This window comes from Sediminibacillus massiliensis (assembly GCF_900156915.1).
GTDB lineage: Bacteria > Bacillota > Bacilli > Bacillales > Amphibacillaceae > Sediminibacillus_A > Sediminibacillus_A massiliensis.
In genome coordinates this window covers 1,022,908-1,042,114 of sequence record NZ_LT732535.1, presented here as the reverse complement: position 1 = coordinate 1,042,114, position 19,207 = coordinate 1,022,908, and the positions used below count along the sequence as shown (strand labels likewise).

Genomic DNA, 19,207 nt, shown 5'->3' with positions numbered 1-19,207 from the left:
AATCTTGTTGATGCTTGACGACATCAATAAGCTATTAATGGAACTCGCTATTCAAAGAGTGATGTTCTTTCTTTTGATTTTTGAAAGAAGTTCCTTTGAAATTGGTGAGAATCAGTGTTGCAAATATACCACTCGCAATCATGGCGACCGTATAAAAACTCGAGCGGAGGAATACTTCTGTCAAACAGTAGGCCAATACTAAGGAGACTACCGGAGAAGAGACCCATACTTTTGCAATTTGATGAATCACCTTTTTCCGCCATGTTTCCTTCCAGTTTTTAGAGGCATCTACACCAACTATAGCTGATGTGGTGACTTGTGTCATCGGAATGGGAATTCCCATCAAAGAAGCCAGGAAGACCAGAAAACCAGATGTGCCGGAAATAATAACGCCATCACCGACAGTTAAATTTGAAATTCGTTTTCCGTTTGTCTCGAGTACCCTTCCCCCTAACAGAATACTTCCAAGTGCGATGAAAATACCTCCTGTCAGCAAACCGGTCTGCTTATCCATCACTTGGGCCCCCACTAGTGGACCGATAGCGTTGGCGACATTGTTCATGCCTGCAGCGAATGCCTCGATAAAGCCTGTCACTACAAGCAGTATTGCTAGCTGCCGGTGCCACTTTCTTCCGGGCGCCCGACGGTTTTTCCATATTCGCAAACCATTCCTGACCAAAAAGGTAAATAAAAAAGCTGCAACAGGGACAATGATCCAAAAAGAAATAATGTGAATCAGGCTTCCCAGCTGAAGCTGTTGAAAAGATATCCCCACACCGATGATGGAACCGACAGTCACTTCACTGGTAGAGAGAGGAATCCCTGCCAAATTGGTAAAAAACAATGTTGCAGCAGATGTGAACAGGATGATGATCACTGCATGCAGGGTCAAAAGAGAGGAAGGGACGAGACCGTTGCTGATTGTCTCGACAACTTCCCCACCTCCCCAGACAGCCCCGAGCAAGCCTCCGGCACCACATATAATCAGCGCGGTCCGTTTGTTTCGGATTACACCTGCACCGTAAGGAATACCCATTGTCGCTGCCGAACCGCTTGCACCGATATTCAAGGCAAAGAAGCAAGCGGCAAACAGGGTGACAATTAAGAGAATCATGAATTTGGCCCGTTAGTTGCGACTGTATGCAAACCGCATTCGGTCTTGTTGAAGCCCTGCCATCTTCCTCCGCGGCCGTCAGGATCTTCTGATGGCAGTGTACAAGGCGCACAACCGATACTTGGATAACCCTTATCATGGAGCGGATTGTAAGGTAAATCGTTATCGTGGATATGGTTCCAGACATCATCCCAAGTCCAATGAATCAAAGGACATACCTTTATGGACTGGAAGCGGTCATCTTTATTGACGAAGTCTGTTTTGCTTCTGCTTGCAGATTGTTGGCGTCTTAAGCCGGAAACCCAGGCGGTTACACCCTTCAAGGCGTCCTCCAATGGTTTTATTTTTCTAATATAGCAACATTGATCAGGCTGCCTTTCCCACAACGCATCACCGTATTGCCGGGCTTGTTCCTGAAGAGTCAATGCAGGCTTTTGCATGATGATTTGCAATCTAGGAAATCTTTCTTTAACCCGGTCGATTAAATCATACGTTTCCTGAAAGTGGACTCCGGTATCAAGGAAGACAATCTTGGCATCAGGTTTCACTTTCGAAATCAAATCGATTAAAACAATTCCTTCCGCTCCAAAGCTGCAGGCATACGTGATATCGTCATAGCTTTCATATGCCCATCGCAGCACGTCGAGTGCCCCTTTGTCCGGGCCTGTTACATCCAAATGAGTTAATGGATCTGTAGAAAATGTTTCGTATGTTGGTGCTTGTTTTTGTTTTTCCATTTGGTTTTCCTCCAATCAAATTCAAAGACTGCTAAGTTAAAATATATAACGATCGAGTCGGCAGGGCTGAATTGGAATCATGTAAAAAATCCTCATCCAGCCAGATAGGAAGAGGATTTGCAAAATTGCTTTTTCACTCTTCTTATCTTTCAAGCATCGATTATGCCTGCTGGAATTAGCACAGTGCCAGAAATAGCCTGTTGCCGAGGTTTCTTCGGGCCAGTCCCTACACCTCTCTTGATAAGAAAAACATCTAAGGTTTTCCAAAAATATACAGCATACAAAATCCCATGTCAATTGCGAAAACTTTTAAAACCAACTTTTTTTATAGGAATTATATTATTATTTTTCATTTACTATAACATGAATGTGCCAAAACTGTAATCAATTAGTTTTGAAAGTTTTCTAAATTGAAAGATAAAACGTTTTTTCATAAATGCTTATATTCTACATAGGATATACAAATATTTAAATTTTTAGAAAAAATCATATTGCAATATCTTCCACCTTGTAATAAGATGAATGAAAGTTAAAAATTAACAAAACAAAATTACATATATTTCTTATCAAGAGAGACGGAGGGACTGGCCCTTTGATGTCTCAGCAACCAGCCTGTCAAAGGATAAGGTGCTAATTCCAGTAGGCAGATGCCTAGAAGATAAGAGGATTGTTTGAAAAGGACCTTCTTCTTATGGAGAGGTCCTTTCTTTTTTTGCCTAAACTTACTAATAAGGGTGAACACATATGACGAAACAGCGAATCGAAACAAAACTGGCGCAACTTGGCAATAATAGTGATCATGTTACAGGGGCAGTGAACCCTCCAATCTATTTATCTACTTCCTATCAACACCGCGGTCTCGGTCAGTCTACAGGGTTTGATTATACTCGTACAAAAAATCCGACCAGAACTATTTTGGAAGAAGGGATTTCCAGTTTGGAAGAAGGGGATCAAGGATTTGCCTGTAGTTCCGGGATGGCTGCCATCCAACTGACTCTTTCCCTCTTTCGTTCAGGTGATGAGTTGATTGTGCCGGAAGATTTATACGGAGGTACATACCGTTTATTCCAGCATTACGCAGAATATTATGATATTCATGCCACTTATACAGAATTCAAGTCTGTTGAAGAAGTTGAAGACTTAATCACCGAAAAAACAAAGGCTTTGTTTATCGAAACACCCACCAACCCATTAATGCAGGAAATAGATATCCGGGCATTTTCAAATCTTGCAGCTGAACATGAACTGCTGATGATTGTCGATAATACATTCCTGACACCATATCTTCAGCAGCCGCTGGAGCTAGGAGCCGATATTGTCATTCACAGTGGCACGAAATATATCGGCGGACATAATGATGTTCTTGCCGGGCTGGTAGTCGCCAAAGGTGAACAGGTATGCGGAAAGCTTGCTGCTTTTCATAATGCATCCGGTGCAACGCTGGCGCCTTTTGACTCCTGGTTGTTGATGAGGGGACTGAAAACTCTTCCTCTAAGGATGAGACAGCATGAAGAAAACGCCAAGAGGCTGGTGGAATTCTTAGAAGCAGAAGAAAGAGTTGGAGATGTTTTGTATGCGGGTAAAGGCGGCATGATTTCATTCCGGTTGAAAGACAGTAATTGGGTCGGGCCGTTTCTGGAAAACCTGCAGTTGATTGTTTTTGCGGAAAGTCTCGGCGGGGTGGAAAGTTTTATCACTTATCCGGCAACACAGACACATGCCGAAATGCCTGTCGAAGAACGCACCCGTCGGGGAGTCTGTGACCGATTATTGCGGTTTTCCGTCGGTATTGAACATATCGAGGATTTGATCTGGGACTTGAAACAAGCATTTCTTAGTCTGGAGAAGGAGGAGAAGACAATATGAGTTTCGATAAGGAACGATTGGAAACGAAATTGATCCATGCTTCAACGAGAGGATTTACCGAACAGAGGACGGGTGCAGTCAATGTTCCGATTTACTTATCATCCACTTATCATCAGGACAGTTTTGATGAGTATGGGCGGTTCGACTACAGCCGCTCCGGAAATCCTACCAGGCTTGCCTTAGAGGAAACGATTGCCGAATTGGAAGGCGGTGCCAGAGGTTTGGCTTTCGCATCAGGGATGTCTGCTATTTCATCTGCTTTCATGCTTCTCTCGGCTGGTGACCATGTCCTGGTTTCTGAAGATGTGTACGGCGGGACATATCGCTTTATAACGGAAATGCTAAATAAATTTCATATAGACTATAGTTTCGTCAACATGACGGACCTTGCAGAAGTTGCTGCTTCTGTCAGACCAAATACCAAAGTGATCTATATCGAAACACCATCCAACCCCTGTCTGAACATCACTGATGTAGAAGGCGTTGTGAAAATCGCCAAAGCGAATGGTTGTCTGACTTTTTTAGACAATACTTTCATGACACCCCTTTACCAAAACCCTATCCAGCTTGGTGTCGATGTTGTTCTTCACAGTGCAACCAAATTTTTATCAGGACATAGTGATATCATTGCTGGGCTGGCGGTAACTAGAACAGAAGAGCTTGGCGAAAAGCTGGCCTTTATCCAAAACACATTCGGTTCCATTCTTGGTGCCCAGGATTCTTACCAATTGATTCAAGGGATCAAGACATTGGGTACCAGGTTGAATCAATCGACCGCTTCCGCTCAAAAGCTGGCAGCCCATCTGGCCGGTCATCCACTGGTCGAGGAAGTGTTCTATCCGGGTTTGGTTTACCATGCCGGCCATTCGATTCATCGCAGACAGACAAAAGGGGACGGGGCGGTATTGTCCTTCAGACTTCCGAACCGTGAAACAGCCAAGGCGTTCGTTGACAACACGAAACTTCCGGTTTTCGCTGTAAGTCTCGGAGCGGTGGAATCCATCCTGTCTTATCCCGCAAAGATGTCGCACGCTGCCATGCCGAAAGAAGAGAGGGAGAAGAGAGGAATCACAGACGGTCTTTTAAGGATCTCAGTGGGCCTTGAACATATTGATGATTTGATTGCCGACTTCAGCACGGCGCTGCAAGCAGCGGAAAAAATCCAATTGCAAACAACAGGCGTAAGTAATTAGGTAGAACTTACCACTACGCACATTGACAGGGGCAATTGTTTTCGGCAAAGGTCGTGAAGCATGTCTGGCAGCTGAACAAAAATTTGTAATAACCAATTGTCCTTGTGCGTATTATTGTGTAGAATTATAAAATAAGAATACTAATAATTTTTAGTAAAATTTGACAATGGTGACAAAGGAAGATAGTATAATTACTAATAATCTGCGTGAAACAATTCTATAAACGGAATTTCTTATCTCGAGAGGTGGAGGGACTGGCCCTTTGAAGCCTCGGCAACGGCGTTGACATGATTGATGCTGTGCCAATTCCAGCAAGTGTTGCGAACGGCACTTGGAAGATAAGAAGATTGGTAGATGCAAACGAAAACTTAAACCTCTCTTCTTAATAGGAAGAGGGGTTTTTCATTCCCTTCCCGTAGAGCATTTTCTTATCTGGATGCTTGACCGGGAGATTGTTTGTTAATATAACCAAGTAAACAACTTGGACTACAATGAGTTATAATGGAAGCAAATACGGAATCAAGGATCAGGGGATGGCATTATCTGTTTTCTGACAAGAGAAGGAGTTTTGATACCACATGAGGAAAAAAGTTTACATTGTCGGTGCTGGTCCGGGTGACCTTGATTTGATCACTGTTAAAGGTTTGAAAGCAATCCAGCAGGCAGATGTAATTTTATACGACCGGCTGATCAATAGGGAGCTGCTGGAAGAAGCCGATGAAGATGCAGAACTCATTTATTGTGGAAAGCGTCCCGATCACCATGCCATGAATCAGGACACAATCAATGCTTTCCTTTGTAAATTTGCTCTTCAAGGGAAAACAGTTGTCCGCTTAAAAGGCGGGGATCCGTTTGTTTTCGGTAGAGGTGGAGAGGAAGCGGAAGCCTTGGCACGACAAGGCATACCGTTTGAGATTGTTCCAGGAGTCACTTCAGGCGTCGCTGCACCGGCATATGCAGGTATTCCAGTGACACACAGGGGGATCAGCTCATCCGTAGCGTTCATTTCCGGCGTCAGCAAAGCAGGTGATGACGAGGAGGCGTACTGGGACCATGTCGTGAAAAGCATGGATACACTTTGCATTTATATGGGTGTCCGCAAACTGCCGGAAATCAAGGAAAAGCTGATCCGGCACGGCCTTAATCCGTCAACCCCGATAGCTTTGGTTCAGTGGGGGACGACCGTTCATCAAGAAACGGTAACAGGGACATTGGATAATATCATCGAGCGTGCGAGCGGATTAGGGAATCCATCGATGATTATTGTAGGAGAAGTAGTCAAAATGAGGGAGAAGTTGAAGTGGTTCGAACGAGCCTCGGATGTGAGGGAACTGCAGCTTTCTTCAAGTGTTGTTTAATCGAAAGAAAGGAGGGAGGAATATGGAAGCTGTTTTATATGTCAGTCATGGAAGCCGAGTAGAAAAGGCCCGTTCTGAAGCTTTGGCATTTATCGATGCAGTCCAGGATATGATCGACGTCCCTTTACAGCAAACTTGTTTTTTGGAATTGTCTGATCCAGATGTAGAGCAAGGGTTAGCTGAACTTGTAAAGGAAGGGGCAACTTCGATAGCGGTCATACCTGTACTGTTGTTGAGTGCGGGTCATTACTACCAGGATATCCCCGAGGAAATCGACCGTGCCAAACAGCGGTATCCGGGTGTCCGATTCCATTATGGTCGCCCACTTGGAGTCCAGGACCGGCTTGTTGACATCCTTGTTCAGCGTATGGAAGAGACAGGGATCGATCTTGAGCCGGATGCCGATATTCTTCTGGTCGGGAGGGGAAGCCGCAATCCGGAAACTCCCAAGGATATCGGACTGATTGCCAGGAAACTTGAAGAAAGAACGGGATTGACCGTAAATTCGTGTTATTTAGCTGCCTGTAAGCCTTCATTTGATGAAGGATTGAAAGCTTCACTTAAAAAGGGAGGAACACAAACCATTGTTGTACCATATCTTTGGTTTACCGGTTTGCTTATGCAGTCTATGCAAATGAAAATAAACCAAGTACAGCAAGAGACTGACAAGCAAATGGTATTGTGTCAGTATTTAGGAGATCACCCTTTCATGAAGGAAGCCTTAAAAAATCGGGTCGAAGAGGTGTTGAATCCAAATCGGATGCGCCCGGAAAAAGTACCGGCTGCTGACAAAATGAACTAGTGTCGCAGCATATGCGGCGGCCATTATAACAGGGAGCTATCCCGGTATAAACAATAGAAAATAATTCATTACGAGGTGGGAATTTTGCAGTTTCAGATCATGAACAGTCCTTTTAACCAAGAACAGGCAGAGTTGTTGAATCGTCTGTTACCAACATTGACAGAAGGCCAGAAAATTTGGCTGAGCGGCTATCTGGCTGTTTCTCAGACAACAGAACCCGCAGTAGCGGCCAGCCTTGCAGTTCAGGAAGCTCCTGGACAAGAACTGGGAGTCCAAACTTCCACAGAGAGCAGCACCCGTGAAATTACGATCCTGGTTGGTTCGCATACAGGCAACTGCCAGTCACTTGCTGACGATATGAAGGAGCAGTTGAAACAGCAGGATTACAAGGTTGTGCTCTATTCAATGGATGACTTTAAGCCTAAATCATTGAAAAAAGTGGAGGATCTACTGATTCTAACAAGCACACATGGAGACGGTGATCCACCAGATAATACAATAGGCTTTTACGACTTTTTACATAGTAAGAGAGCGCCAAAACTGGAGGGGCTCCGCTTTTCCGTGCTTGCACTTGGTGACAGTTCGTATGAATTTTACTGTCAAACCGGAAAAGACTTCGACAAGCGACTTGAGGAATTGGGAGGAGAACGTCTGTATCCGCGTGTAGATTGTGATTTGGATTTCGAAGACCCTGCAGCCGAGTGGTTTGAAGGTGTCTTGGGTGTTTTGAATCAATCTAAGCAGTCCAGCCAGCCAAACAGCCAGCAGGACCTTGCAATCGCAACTACGGGTACTACGGCGGAAACGACCTATTCCAGAAAAAATCCGTTCAAAGCAGAAATCCTGGAAAATTTAAACCTGAACGGCCGGGGATCGAATAAAGAGACACGTCATCTAGAACTTGACCTGGAGGATTCTAATTTGACATTTGAACCGGGTGACAGTTTAGGTGTTTATCCGGAAAATGATCCTGTATTGGTGGATCAATTGATAGAGGCTGCTGGATGGGATGCGAATGAATTGGTAGAGACAGATAAAGACGGTGGACAGCAGTCGCTTCGTGATGCCTTGGTTTCTACTTATGAAATTACCAGTCTGACAAAACCGCTGCTCGAAAAAGCGGCAGAGCTGTCGGAGAATGATGAATTGAAACAGCTTATCCAGCCGGAAAAGAAAGAAGAGCTTAAAACTTATATCGAAGGCCGAGACTTGATCGACTTGATCAACGATTTTGGACCATGGAATACTTCTGCACCCGAGTTTATCAAGATTCTCAGAAAAATTCCGGTCCGCCTTTATTCCATTGCGAGCAGCCTGAAAGCAAATCCGGATGAAGTGCATATTACCGTTGGAGCTGTCAGGTATGATGCCCACGGCAGAGCACGATCTGGCGTATGCTCGACACAATGTGCGGAACGGTCGCAGCCGGGAGACACCCTGCCTGTATTCATCCAGCGCAATCAGAACTTCCGGCTGCCGGAAAATCCTGATACCCCGGTAATCATGATCGGTGCTGGTACAGGGGTCGCTCCTTATAGGGCTTTCCTTGAAGAGAGGGAAGAACTAGGAGCACAAGGGGATGCATGGCTGTTTTTCGGTGAACAGCATTTCGTATCGGATTTTCTCTATCAAATCGAATGGCAGAATTGGCTGAAAGAGGGAGTGCTGACACGGATGGATGTTGCTTTTTCGCGTGATACAGATGAAAAAGTGTACGTTCAGCATCGTATGCAGGAAAGAAGCCATGATTTATATCAATGGATTGAAGCTGGTGCGCATGTATATGTATGTGGAGACGAAAAACATATGGCAAAAGATGTTCATGCGACTCTGGTTGAAATCCTCAAGAGTGAAGGCGGCATGAACCAGGATGATGCGGAAGCATTTTTGTCTGACATGCGTAAACAAAAACGGTATCAGCGTGACGTGTATTAATAGATTGGGAATGCCAGGTTAATAGGAAAGGAGTCAACATATAATGACCTTGAAACAAGTTCAACAGCAGGATGGACCTCCAAGTGAAATGGAGGAAATCAAAAATGAAAGTAACTACCTGCGGGGAAACCTGGTCGAGAGCTTTGAAGACCGGATCAGTGCAGGGATACCAGATGCAGAAACAAAACTATTAAAATTTCATGGAAGTTATCAACAAGATGACAGGGATGTAAGGATTGAACGGAACAAACAGAAATTGGAACCAGCTTACCAATTCATGATCCGTGTACGTGCTCCGGGGGGTGTGGCTACTCCCGAACAGTGGCTGACAATGGATGACATCGCCAATAAATATGGCAACGGAACATTGAAGCTGACGACACGGCAGACGTTTCAAATGCATGGCATTCTGAAATGGAATATGAAAAAAACGATGCAGGAAATTAACAATGCCTTGTACGATACCATTGCTGCCTGTGGCGACGTTAACCGGAATGTCATGGCCAGTGCCAATCCGTACCAGTCAGATGTCCATGCAGAAGTGTACGAATGGTCCAAAAAATTAAGTGAACATTTATTACCACGGACAAGAGCATATCATGAAATTTGGCTCGATGAGGAAAAGGTGGTAGACAGCCTTGAATCTGAAGAGGAAGTAGAACCTATTTATGGGGCACAGTACTTGCCGAGGAAGTTTAAAATAGGTATCGCCGTACCTCCTTCCAATGATGTCGATATTTACTCGCAAGATTTGGGATTCATCGCCATTATCGAAGACGGAGACCTGAAAGGTTTTAACATAACCGCAGGCGGGGGAATGGGAATGACCCACGGCGATACGAATACCTATCCGCAATTATCCCGTGTTATCGGATTCTGTACACCAGACAAAATCGTCGATGTAGCTGAAAAGATTCTTACGATACAGCGCGATTATGGAAATAGATCCGAACGGAAAAATGCCAGATTCAAGTACACTATTGATCGAAGAGGCCTTGACTGGTTGAAGAGCGAACTCCATGAAAGGCTGGGTTGGGAGCTGGAAGAGGAGCGACCATACACATTTGATCATAATGGCGACCGCTATGGCTGGCTGAAGGGGGATGGCAAATGGCATCTGACCTTGTTCATCCAGAATGGCAGGATTGCCGACTGGGATGATTATCCCTTGATGACTGGCTTGCGTGAGATAGCAAAAGTCCATACCGGCGATTTCCGGATGACGCCGAACCAGAATTTGATTATAAGCAATGTCACAAACGACATGAAACCGAAAATCATCGAATTGGTTAATGAATACGGGCTTACAGATGGAAAATATAATTCAGCCCTGCGTAGAAATTCGATGGCGTGTGTGGCCCTTCCGACTTGCGGACTTGCAATGGCGGAGTCTGAACGGTATTTGCCATCTTTGATTGATAAAATTGAAGTGATCCTTGATGAGGCCGGGCTTAGAGAAGAAGAAATCGTCATCCGTATGTCAGGCTGCCCAAATGGCTGCTCACGACCAGCACTCGGAGAAATTGGTTTTATTGGTAAAGCGCCGGGTAAATACAATATGTATCTGGGAGCGGGTTTCACCGGTGACCGGTTGAATAAACTTTATAAAGAGAATATTGGGGAAGAAGAAATCCTTGCTTCACTTAAGCCGATTCTTTTCCAATATGCGAAAGAACGCGAGGAAAACGAGCGGTTCGGAGATTTTGTTATCCGTGCAGGATACGTGGAAGAAGTGCGGTCCGGACTCGACTTTCATAATTAATGAACAAAACACCGACAGGGTACTAGCCCCGTCGGTGTTTTATTTGTATCAGTTTTTAGATGCGAACAGTCCATTCCAGAACAAATTAGTCAATTCTGCTGCTGTTTCCTCGATTGTTGGATAAAAAGCCCGCCCCTCACTGTCCCGGTAATTGCCTGCTTTCACAAGCGCAATGTAAGTATGGGCTGCAAATGTCGGATTAACTGTTGGAATCTCCCTTTCTTCCATGGCTCGATCGAAAGCAGCTTCGAGAACCTTATACATTCCCTCTTCTGCTTGGTGGATACGTCTCACTTGTTCCTCTGCGAGCGCATTCTTTGTTTCCCTCATAAAGCCATCGATGTCCATATCGACAGTGGCCTTCAAGTGTGCTTCCGACACATGATAGAGTCTTTCAAACAGTGGTATTTCTTCTGACAAAATCTTCTCCATATAGTAACTTATCCTGCGCATCATTTGCACAATCGTTTCGGTAAACAGTTCAGGTTTATTTTCAAAATGATAATAGACAGTCGCTTTCGTAACATTGCATTCACCGGCAATATCATCAACGGATACTTCTTGATATCCATATGATAAAAAAAGTTCTGTCGCTGTCTCGATAATGATCTGACTGGTGGGCTGTTTTTGATCTGCAGCCCGAGGCCTTCCCAGTGATCGCTTGGTCCTTTTCAAAATGAATTCTCTCCTTGTCCATTCTTTCCAGATAAATTATATCATAATTAAAAGGGTTTCGTTGTAAATTAACTGACCAGTATATATAATTAAAGTGGCATATAGGCACATAGATAGTAAACAGGAGAAGGAGAATGAATATGAACCAATATTTTAGAAAACTTGGTGCATTGTCGGCAGGGGCCAAAAGCAGGTGGGTCGCTTTAGCTGTCTGGTTGTTGCTCGTCGCGCTTTTTTCTGTGATTTGGCCCCAGGTCAACAATGAAGAGTCTGGTTCGAATAACTTGTTGCCTGAAAGTGCGATGTCCGTGGAGGCAACAAATATTGCCAACGAACAATTTCCGGATGAAAACGGCGTTCCGCTTTTGTTGGCCTGGCAGAGAGGCGGTGGATTGACGGAAGACGATTTGGAGGCTGTACAATCAATTTACAAAAAGCTGGAAGAACAGCCGCTTGATCACCAATCGATGATTCCCCCTTTTGGTGATATGCCGGTCGAGGCTCTGGCCGAATCAACATCTGAAGACGGAGAGGCTCTTACCACTCCGGTTTTCTTCGAAAGTGCAGTTTCCACAGAACAACTGGAAAATTCATTGAACCAACTAAAGGATATAATGAAAAACGAGTTGGAAGTTGATCCGTTCGGCGGGGATCTCTCCGGGCAAGGCCTGCATGTCCGTTTGACGGGACCTGTGGGCATCCAGACTGACGCAAGCTCTTTGTTTAGCCAGGCCGACGTCACATTGCTTATCGCTACTGTTTTGTTGGTACTGGTTTTATTGATTTTGCTCTATCGATCGCCGATACTGGCTGTTGTTCCGTTGGTTGGTGTCGGGTTTGCATATGGTATTGTCAGCCCGCTACTTGGATTTTTTGCTGAACAGGGATGGATTGTAGTCGATGCTCAAGCTATATCGATTATGACTGTATTACTATTTGGTGCAGGGACGGATTACTGCTTGTTCCTTGTGTCGAGGTACAGGGATGAATTACAGCTGGAACCGAACAAGTATAAAGCACTTCAACTTGCCATTGCCAATTCCGGCGGAGCGATTTTGATGAGCGCTTTGACTACCGCCATTGGCTTGTTTACATTGTCCCTTGCTCAATACGCCTCCTATGACCGCTTTGCAGTGCCGTTCAGCGTGGCTATTTTGATTATGAGTATTGCCGTATTGACACTGTTGCCTGCTATATTGGCAATGCTTGGCAGGTCGGCATTTATTCCTTTTGTGCCAAGGACGGAGGAAATGGCAAAAGAACTGGAGAGGAAAAAAGGAAAGCGGATCAAGAGACTGAAGAGCAGGAGCAGATTCAGTAAAGCAGCCGGGAAAATTGTGACGGAAAAACCATGGCCGGTAATAATTGCCTGTCTTTTGTTTTTGGGTGGACTCGCTTTATTAGTGCCGAAAATCGATTATACGTATGGTGTTTTGGATTCCTTTCCGGATGATATGCCTTCCCGTGAAGGTTTCTCGATCATTTCCAATCACTATCCTCCAGGGGAAATCGCTCCTGCGCAGGTGATTATCGATACCGAAGGGAATGAGGTGTCCATTCAGGAACACCTTCAATCCCTGTCGGAAGTAGAAAGCGTAAGTGATCCCAGGGAAGGAGAAACCAATCCGGACCTTCAAGAATTCACCGTCACTTTTGGTGTCGACCCTTATTCATCCGTAGCTGTTAGCAGTATTCCTGTAATGAAAGAGAACATAGCTGCTGCTTTGACAGATTCGGGTATTGAGAATGCGAAAGATAAAGTGTGGATCGGCGGGGAAACAGCAGAGCTTTATGATACCGAAGAAATTACCAACAGGGACCAGCAAATCATTATTCCTGTTGTACTGGTCATTATTGCTTCATTGTTGTTAATGTATTTGCGATCGGTTGTCGCCATGCTTTATTTAATTGTTACTGTGGTGCTATCCTACTTCTCCGCCCTTGGACTCGGATGGCTGGTCATTCATTATGGAATGGGCGAGCCGGCCATGCAGGGATTGATTCCGTTATATGCTTTTGTCTTTTTAGTAGCTCTCGGGGGCGATTATAATATATTCATGATATCAAGCATTTGGAGAAACAGGAAGAGTATGTCCTTGAACCAAGCAATATCAGAAGGCGTTGGAGAAACTAGTGGTGTGATCACTTCTGCAGGATTGATTCTGGCAGGAACGTTCTCCGTGTTGGCGGTGATGCCAATCCAGGTTTTGGTACAATTCGGGGCAGTGACGGCGATCGGTGTGTTGCTGGATACGTTTATTGTAAGACCGTTACTTGTACCGGCAATCACCACCGTTCTTGGCAGATTTTCTTTTTGGCCGGGAAAGCTCTGGAAGCAAGAAGAAACAGAGAAACAGCATGGCAGATAAACGGCAATCATAGCTATCGTATGCCGAAATCACATAATCTTCCCATCATCTCCCATACTATAGATAGGAGGTGATCTGGTGAGTAAAGACTTTGAACAGGTTTATAATGAATATAAACAGCAGGGTGAAGACCAGGCGCGGTCAGAAGCAGGTGCCCCTGTTCGAACTGACCAGGAGCAGATAATTGCCGTGCGAAAAAATGAAGACGGAGATATCATTGCTTTTAAGACAGAAAGTGGTAGAGAACTGGATTATATTTCCGCACTTGAAGAGGCAAAAGCAGGCAAATTGGCTCATGTCGATGTCTTTCATAAGTATGGTAGAGACATCCTCCGAAGCGAGCCGGATGGCGTTAAGGAAAACAACCTGGACAATCTCGAAACATTTTAAAAAGCAACGAACAGCTGTGAAAGCTGTTCGTTGCTTTTTAGCTTATCTAATTGCCACGATAGATTTCTTTCGATATAACAAGGAACCAATCAAGAAGCTAACGACACCCCAGATAGTCATGATCCCGATCCCGAACCATAGGGAACCTGTAAGTCCGGTTTCATAGACCATACTATCACGGAGTCCCTCTGCAAAATAGGTTAGAGGCAGTATGTTTGATACAGGCTGAAGCCATTCCGGCATAGTTTCTATAGGGAAGAAAACACCGCTCAAAAACATCATTAAAAAGCTGATTATGTTGGCAATTCCCATGTAAGCTTCCGTGGTTTTGCTGAAAGATGAAAAGAAATACCCCAACGCATTGAAGGAGAGGGCGCCGATTAGGAATACGACAATCAAGCTGACCAGGTTGATATAAAGGTTCGCTCCAAAGATGAACACACCGATCAAGGATAGGAGAACAATTTGGACAATACTGAACAGCATCCGCATCACCATATCGCTCAAACCGAAAATACCCATGTTGGCAGGTGTCATGCGCAGCCTTTTGATAAGTCCTTTTCTTCGCATTTCTACCAAATCCACCATGCCAAACATACCACCTTGCGCAATTGCCAATGCAATCATGCCAGTTAACAGAAAATCGGTATAATCGAGCTCCGTACTGCCGGCGGATATGGAGTCCATCTGGATTTCGTATGCGGGCTCTGCTCCTGCAGCAAATAAATTTGCCTGTTGTACGAATTTATCCAACATTCCTGAGATGGCCTGGGTCGTGACATCCTGTTCGTTTTCTTTGTTCACTAAGATGGTTAATGCATTGGGTTCAGCTTCGTCAGGCAAGATGACTGCCGCGTCAATTTCTTGTTCTTTTACCAAGTCTTCAGCTTTCTCCCTGCTGACTGCCTGGTCTGATTCCATTTCCAATACGGGAATTTGGCTTATCTGGGTTAATAGCTGTCCGGATGCTTCATTCGGATTTTCATCTACGACGGCAATTTTTCCGGTAAACTCTTCACTGGAACTGCCGCTGAAAATCACCATGAAGATGACCATGAGTATCACCGGGAAGAAAATACCCCAAAACCAAGCCTGCTTTTCTCTTAAAGTCATTTTCAACTGGGCGGAAAACATCCTTTTAAACTGTCTGAAATTATTCATCTAATCTCTCCATTCTTTCCCTGTAAATGCGATGAAAACATCTTCCAGGCTCATCTCGTGAATCGAAACCTGTTCTACTTGGTAACCATGTTCTTTGGTGAATTTGAAAAAATCATACAATGTATCTTCCGGGTTAATTGTCCATAGTTTCAACGCACGGTTGTTACGTTCGGTGCGGGTCACAGATGGAAGGTTTTCGGAATATTGCTCGGCTTCCTTGGCAGCCTTTTCTCCGTCCAGGAATGACAACCTGACTTCTCTTTCGTCGGTCAGCCTTTCGATAAGGGCTGCAGGTGTGTCCAATGTAATAATCCTGCCTTGATCGACTATGCATACACGGTCACTCAGCTTTTCTGCTTCTTCCATGTAATGGGTCGTCAGGATTGTCGTTTTTCCAAATGCTTTTAGTTGTTGGATTATGTCCCATATATTGCGGCGGGCTTGAGGGTCAAGTCCTGTTGTAGGTTCATCGAGGAAGATAATTTCCGGATCGCTGATCATCGCCAGGCCGATAGCGAGGCGCTGCCGTTGTCCCCCGGATAGTTTCTTTACTTGGTTGTTGCGGTGTTCGGTCAGGTTCACCAGGCTAAGGATATCTTCAGTCGGACGGGCTTTATCATAAAAGGTGGCAAATAGATCAAGGTTTTCTTGAGGTGTTAGTAAATCGAACATGGCACTTGACTGGGGCTGGACACCTATCATCTTTTTAATGTCCGCAGCATGTTTATCCCAGGTTAACGAACCATAACTTATTTCTCCTTGATCTGGTGTAACCAACCCTTCGATCATTTCAAGCGTTGTAGTCTTGCCAGCCCCGTTCGGGCCGATAATCGTAAATATTTCTCCAGTTTTCACGGTGAAGCTTATATCTCTGACAGCATGAATATCACCGAAAGATTTTTTCAACTGCTTTACTTCTAAGACCGTCATCTATTTTCCCCGCTTTCGTTTTAGCTTACAGACATACTTATTTTATCAGATTATTCGCAAAAAAATGGTTAAATGTCAGGTTTTTCAGGAATAAGAGGCAGAACTTCGAGGAGAAGAATATTTCTTTTGACAAGTGAACTAGAACCCCTTATGATAAGTGAAGTAATTCCGACAAAAATTATAAGAAAAGGGAGATTTATATGGCTACAGTGAAAAGAGTACAACCTGTAGATGAAGTAAAGGATCCAGTACTTAAAAGTGCTGAATTAAATAAACCTCAGACCCCCTTGATAGTCGGAGGTCTGGTTGTCGCAGCAATACTATTAATCTATCTTATGATCACCCAAACCGCGGCTCAGCCGATCCTGCTTGTTTTAGGGCTGCTGCTGGGGTATACGCTATTCCATGCACGGTTTGGATTTACATCTGCCTTTCGCCGTCTCATGTCTGTTGGAAACGGTCAGGCCTTGCGTTCCCACATGCTGATGTTGGCAGTGGCAGTGACACTGTTCGCACCGATCCTTGGTTTCGGACTTTCGTTCTTCGGTGGAGATGTGAATGGCTACGTATCACCTGTAGGAGTAAGCTTAGTAGTAGGAGCGTTTATGTTCGGAATAGGCATGCAGCTTGGCGGAGGATGTGCATCCGGTACCCTTTACGCGGTAGGAGGCGGTCGTTCAGTCATGTTTGTAACCCTCTTGTTCTTTATCGTTGGTTCCACTGTCGGAGCAAAACACCTGTCTTTCTGGACAGAAGACCTGCCAGCGTTCGAACCGGTCTCCTTGGCAACATCGACAGGGTTAGGTTACGGAGGGGCCTGGGCAGTGTCAATCGTCTTGTTCGGATTGATTTCCTGGATTACCCTTGTGGTAGAAAGAAAAAGAAAAGCTCCGAAGATGGCGCCAGTACCATCGACAAAAGGATGGAAGCGGATATTCCGTGGTTCATGGCCATTGTTTGCAGCTGCGATTGCCCTTGCAGTCCTTAACGCTTTAACTTTGATGACACGTGGAGCACCATGGGGTGTTACATCTGCTTTTGCTTTATGGGGTTCGAAAGCAGCGCAATTCATCGGCATCGATGTGGCAAGCTGGGATTACTGGCAAGGCGCGAATGCAGCCGTCCTGCAATCATCTATATTTGCAGATTCGACTACTGTATTGAATTTCGGTGTTATTCTTGGAGCGTTCCTTGCTTCCGCGGCAGGCGGACTTTTCAAATTCACGAAGGTCAACATAAAGAATATTAGTGCAGCCGTAATCGGTGGATTATTAATGGGTTATGGAGCACGCCTTGCGTTCGGCTGTAATATCGGTGCTTACTTTGGCGGCATTGCTTCTTTCAGCCTTCATGGTTACATTTGGGGAATCCTCGCTCTGGCAGGTACCTTTGTAGCTTTATATTTACGTCCATTGTTCGGCTTGTCCGTACCCAAATCAAAAGATTCTTTTTGTTAAAACAATCCACCATGCGAATTATTTTGCATGGTGGTTTTTTGTGTATCTTCACATGTAAAATCAGCTTGACAATTGCTTTGATTGTAAAGTAAACTTAACGTAAAGTCAGCTTTACAAAAGGTGATAACATGAAAAATACTATCAAAGAAAAACGGACAGCCAAGAACCTTACTCAGGAATACCTTTCCAAGCAGTTGAAAGTTTCCAGACAGACAATCATATCCCTTGAGAAAGGCAAATACAAACCTTCATTGATTCTCGCGCATAAGCTGGCTCAACTTTTTGAATGCCATATCGAGGACTTATTCATTTTTGAAGGGGATGAAAACATTGAGTGAAGAATTGCTGAATACGTTGATTGCGCTCTCAGGTCTGGTTGGAGGCGGAGGGTTGGCTGTGTTGATTGGCTATTTCGCGAAAAAGAAATGGAAAAGGAAACATCTTCTGGATGAACGCCAAGAGTATGTTAGTACGATGGCAAAGGCTGCAGGTTGGAACACGACACTGGTGCTAATCATGATTGCATGGGGACTCGTCATTATATTTGATGGGATTTCCACTACTTTTTTCATCATGACAGGACTTTATGTGGCACATTGCCTCACCTTGATCATAACGAGCGCTTACTATGCTAATCAGAATTAACTAGGCAAATTGAAGAACCCCGGTTTATAATAAGTAGTTCCGTTTCGGTGGAGAAACACACGAAATAGCATATCAATTAGCAGACCAAATCACATATGGTTTGGTCTTTCCTTTTTCCCTGTATATCAGCGATTATCGGTTTTTAACACTTAAATTAGTATACAAAATCGCACCCCAAATAGCATATCGTCAATAGCTGTTGACAAGGCGATTTTTACTCTGCTAAACGGTGTGCTATTTAAATGTTAATTCTTATAAGCTAAACAGATAATTGTAATTATATGTTAAAAAATTGATATAAGATTACGAATTTTATGTTGTTCGATTAACGGGTGCAATAATTGAACAAGACGGCCTTCTACTTGTAGAAAGAGGAATGTTTTTTTTGACCTAATCCGAGGTATATTATGAATAAATTAAAGAAAAAACTTGTATTATGCACAATGGAGGAATGTTATATGAACACAGGTACAGTAAAATGGTTTAACGCAGACAAAGGTTTCGGTTTCATCGAAGTTGAAGGTGGAGACGATGTATTCGTACACTTCTCAGCAATTCAAGGCGACGGTTTCAAAAGCTTAGATGAAGGCCAACAAGTTTCTTTCGATATTGAAGAAGGTAACCGTGGACCACAAGCAACAAACGTTGTTAAATTATAAAATAGAACGCTTGGGTAATAAAAATACCCAAGCGTTTTTGTTTGTTATTTGTTTTGTTATTTATAGTGCTAAACATAGTGCGTTTCGTGTAAATATTTAGCCTGTTATTTTAGATTTTCTCCACAGTATCGGAACTACTTAGGTTTATAACCGG

General features: G+C 44.2%; 17 protein-coding genes and 3 riboswitches. Of the genes, 12 read left to right on the top strand and 5 right to left on the bottom strand.

The features are described 5' to 3' along the window. Positions 1 to 34: 34 nt before the first annotated feature. The gene (locus tag CZ434_RS06105) at positions 35 to 1,114 is read right to left on the bottom strand and encodes a sulfate permease (protein WP_077622306.1); all 1,080 of its coding nucleotides are present in this window, start codon (positions 1,112 to 1,114) and stop codon (positions 35 to 37) included. Beyond that, on the bottom strand, positions 1,111 to 1,851 hold the full coding sequence (locus tag CZ434_RS06100; RefSeq protein ID WP_077622305.1) for a phosphoadenylyl-sulfate reductase: 741 nt from the start codon (positions 1,849 to 1,851) through the stop codon (positions 1,111 to 1,113). The genes CZ434_RS06105 and CZ434_RS06100 overlap by 4 nt, the downstream gene beginning before the upstream one ends. A 139-nt stretch (positions 1,852 to 1,990) precedes the next feature. After that, positions 1,991 to 2,098, bottom strand: a riboswitch (SAM riboswitch). A 313-nt stretch (positions 2,099 to 2,411) separates the two neighbouring features. After that, positions 2,412 to 2,516: riboswitch (SAM riboswitch) on the top strand. Between the two features lie 79 nt (positions 2,517 to 2,595). Here CZ434_RS06100 and CZ434_RS06095 point away from each other — a divergent pair. The 6 genes from CZ434_RS06095 (at position 2,596) to cysI (ending at position 10,767) form a co-directional block, all read left to right on the top strand. After that, positions 2,596 to 3,717: a methionine biosynthesis PLP-dependent protein gene (locus CZ434_RS06095; protein ID WP_077622304.1), complete on the top strand. Its 1,122-nt coding sequence runs from the start codon at positions 2,596 to 2,598 to the stop codon at positions 3,715 to 3,717. Then, the gene (locus tag CZ434_RS06090) at positions 3,714 to 4,910 is read left to right on the top strand and encodes an aminotransferase class I/II-fold pyridoxal phosphate-dependent enzyme (RefSeq protein WP_077622303.1); all 1,197 of its coding nucleotides are present in this window, start codon (positions 3,714 to 3,716) and stop codon (positions 4,908 to 4,910) included. The genes CZ434_RS06095 and CZ434_RS06090 overlap by 4 nt, the downstream gene beginning before the upstream one ends. A gap of 230 nt (positions 4,911 to 5,140) precedes the next feature. Beyond that, positions 5,141 to 5,255: riboswitch (SAM riboswitch) on the top strand. 233 nt (positions 5,256 to 5,488) lie between these two features. Then, positions 5,489 to 6,268, top strand: a complete 780-nt coding sequence (cobA, locus tag CZ434_RS06085; RefSeq protein ID WP_077622302.1) for a uroporphyrinogen-III C-methyltransferase — start codon at positions 5,489 to 5,491, stop codon at positions 6,266 to 6,268. 22 nt (positions 6,269 to 6,290) lie between these two features. Beyond that, on the top strand, positions 6,291 to 7,070 hold the full coding sequence (locus CZ434_RS06080; protein ID WP_077622301.1) for a sirohydrochlorin chelatase: 780 nt from the start codon (positions 6,291 to 6,293) through the stop codon (positions 7,068 to 7,070). 84 nt (positions 7,071 to 7,154) lie between these two features. Next, positions 7,155 to 9,005: an assimilatory sulfite reductase (NADPH) flavoprotein subunit gene (locus tag CZ434_RS06075; protein WP_077622300.1), complete on the top strand. Its 1,851-nt coding sequence runs from the start codon at positions 7,155 to 7,157 to the stop codon at positions 9,003 to 9,005. Between the two features lie 43 nt (positions 9,006 to 9,048). Continuing rightward, positions 9,049 to 10,767 (top strand): assimilatory sulfite reductase (NADPH) hemoprotein subunit, encoded by a 1,719-nt coding sequence (cysI, locus tag CZ434_RS06070; RefSeq protein WP_077622299.1) that lies wholly within the window; start codon positions 9,049 to 9,051, stop codon positions 10,765 to 10,767. A gap of 48 nt (positions 10,768 to 10,815) precedes the next feature. Here cysI and CZ434_RS06065 read toward each other — a convergent pair whose 3' ends face one another. Next, the gene (locus CZ434_RS06065; RefSeq protein ID WP_245830925.1) at positions 10,816 to 11,442 is read right to left on the bottom strand and encodes a TetR/AcrR family transcriptional regulator; all 627 of its coding nucleotides are present in this window, start codon (positions 11,440 to 11,442) and stop codon (positions 10,816 to 10,818) included. A gap of 140 nt (positions 11,443 to 11,582) precedes the next feature. Here CZ434_RS06065 and CZ434_RS06060 point away from each other — a divergent pair, with 140 nt between their 5' ends. Both CZ434_RS06060 and CZ434_RS06055 read left to right on the top strand, forming a co-directional pair. Next, on the top strand, positions 11,583 to 13,811 hold the full coding sequence (locus tag CZ434_RS06060) for an MMPL family transporter (RefSeq protein WP_077625085.1): 2,229 nt from the start codon (positions 11,583 to 11,585) through the stop codon (positions 13,809 to 13,811). Positions 13,812 to 13,886: 75 nt separating this feature from the next. Beyond that, positions 13,887 to 14,201, top strand: coding sequence for a DUF3892 domain-containing protein (locus CZ434_RS06055; RefSeq protein WP_077622298.1), 315 nt, complete (start codon positions 13,887 to 13,889; stop codon positions 14,199 to 14,201). A gap of 42 nt (positions 14,202 to 14,243) precedes the next feature. Here the strand turns inward: CZ434_RS06055 and CZ434_RS06050 are convergent, their stop codons facing one another. Together CZ434_RS06050 and CZ434_RS06045 are read right to left on the bottom strand one after the other, a co-directional pair. Beyond that, entirely contained in the window at positions 14,244 to 15,362 is a 1,119-nt protein-coding gene (locus tag CZ434_RS06050; protein ID WP_245830924.1) for an ABC transporter permease, read from the bottom strand. After that, positions 15,363 to 16,292, bottom strand: coding sequence for an ABC transporter ATP-binding protein (locus CZ434_RS06045; RefSeq protein ID WP_077622297.1), 930 nt, complete (start codon positions 16,290 to 16,292; stop codon positions 15,363 to 15,365). It abuts the gene before it with no gap. Between the two features lie 200 nt (positions 16,293 to 16,492). Between CZ434_RS06045 and CZ434_RS06040 the strand changes: the two genes are divergently transcribed. The 4 genes from CZ434_RS06040 (at position 16,493) to cspD (ending at position 19,053) form a co-directional block, all read left to right on the top strand. After that, positions 16,493 to 17,749, top strand: coding sequence for a YeeE/YedE family protein (locus tag CZ434_RS06040; RefSeq protein WP_077622296.1), 1,257 nt, complete (start codon positions 16,493 to 16,495; stop codon positions 17,747 to 17,749). A gap of 128 nt (positions 17,750 to 17,877) precedes the next feature. Further along, positions 17,878 to 18,087, top strand: a complete 210-nt coding sequence (locus CZ434_RS06035) for a helix-turn-helix transcriptional regulator (RefSeq protein ID WP_077622295.1) — start codon at positions 17,878 to 17,880, stop codon at positions 18,085 to 18,087. Next, positions 18,080 to 18,394 (top strand): hypothetical protein, encoded by a 315-nt coding sequence (locus CZ434_RS06030; RefSeq protein ID WP_077622294.1) that lies wholly within the window; start codon positions 18,080 to 18,082, stop codon positions 18,392 to 18,394. Before CZ434_RS06035 ends, CZ434_RS06030 begins: the two co-directional genes overlap by 8 nt. Positions 18,395 to 18,852: 458 nt before the next feature. Beyond that, on the top strand, positions 18,853 to 19,053 hold the full coding sequence (gene cspD / locus CZ434_RS06025) for a cold-shock protein CspD (RefSeq protein ID WP_067724712.1): 201 nt from the start codon (positions 18,853 to 18,855) through the stop codon (positions 19,051 to 19,053). Positions 19,054 to 19,207: the final 154 nt, after the last annotated feature.

What these genes read in the sequence shown, in the direction of transcription:
- CZ434_RS06050 (WP_245830924.1), bottom strand. Translation starts at nt 15,362, where the DNA reads ATGAATAATTTCAGACAGTTTAAAAGGATGTTTTCCGCCCAGTTGAAA.
- cobA (WP_077622302.1), top strand. Translation starts at nt 5,489, where the DNA reads ATGAGGAAAAAAGTTTACATTGTCGGTGCTGGTCCGGGTGACCTTGAT.
- CZ434_RS06095 (WP_077622304.1), top strand. Translation starts at nt 2,596, where the DNA reads ATGACGAAACAGCGAATCGAAACAAAACTGGCGCAACTTGGCAATAAT.
- cspD (WP_067724712.1), top strand. Translation starts at nt 18,853, where the DNA reads ATGAACACAGGTACAGTAAAATGGTTTAACGCAGACAAAGGTTTCGGT.
- CZ434_RS06035 (WP_077622295.1), top strand. Translation starts at nt 17,878, where the DNA reads ATGAAAAATACTATCAAAGAAAAACGGACAGCCAAGAACCTTACTCAG.
- CZ434_RS06105 (WP_077622306.1), bottom strand. Translation starts at nt 1,114, where the DNA reads ATGATTCTCTTAATTGTCACCCTGTTTGCCGCTTGCTTCTTTGCCTTG.
- CZ434_RS06045 (WP_077622297.1), bottom strand. Translation starts at nt 16,292, where the DNA reads ATGACGGTCTTAGAAGTAAAGCAGTTGAAAAAATCTTTCGGTGATATT.
- cysI (WP_077622299.1), top strand. Translation starts at nt 9,049, where the DNA reads ATGACCTTGAAACAAGTTCAACAGCAGGATGGACCTCCAAGTGAAATG.
- CZ434_RS06040 (WP_077622296.1), top strand. Translation starts at nt 16,493, where the DNA reads ATGGCTACAGTGAAAAGAGTACAACCTGTAGATGAAGTAAAGGATCCA.
- CZ434_RS06100 (WP_077622305.1), bottom strand. Translation starts at nt 1,851, where the DNA reads ATGGAAAAACAAAAACAAGCACCAACATACGAAACATTTTCTACAGAT.
- CZ434_RS06090 (WP_077622303.1), top strand. Translation starts at nt 3,714, where the DNA reads ATGAGTTTCGATAAGGAACGATTGGAAACGAAATTGATCCATGCTTCA.
- CZ434_RS06080 (WP_077622301.1), top strand. Translation starts at nt 6,291, where the DNA reads ATGGAAGCTGTTTTATATGTCAGTCATGGAAGCCGAGTAGAAAAGGCC.
- CZ434_RS06060 (WP_077625085.1), top strand. Translation starts at nt 11,583, where the DNA reads ATGAACCAATATTTTAGAAAACTTGGTGCATTGTCGGCAGGGGCCAAA.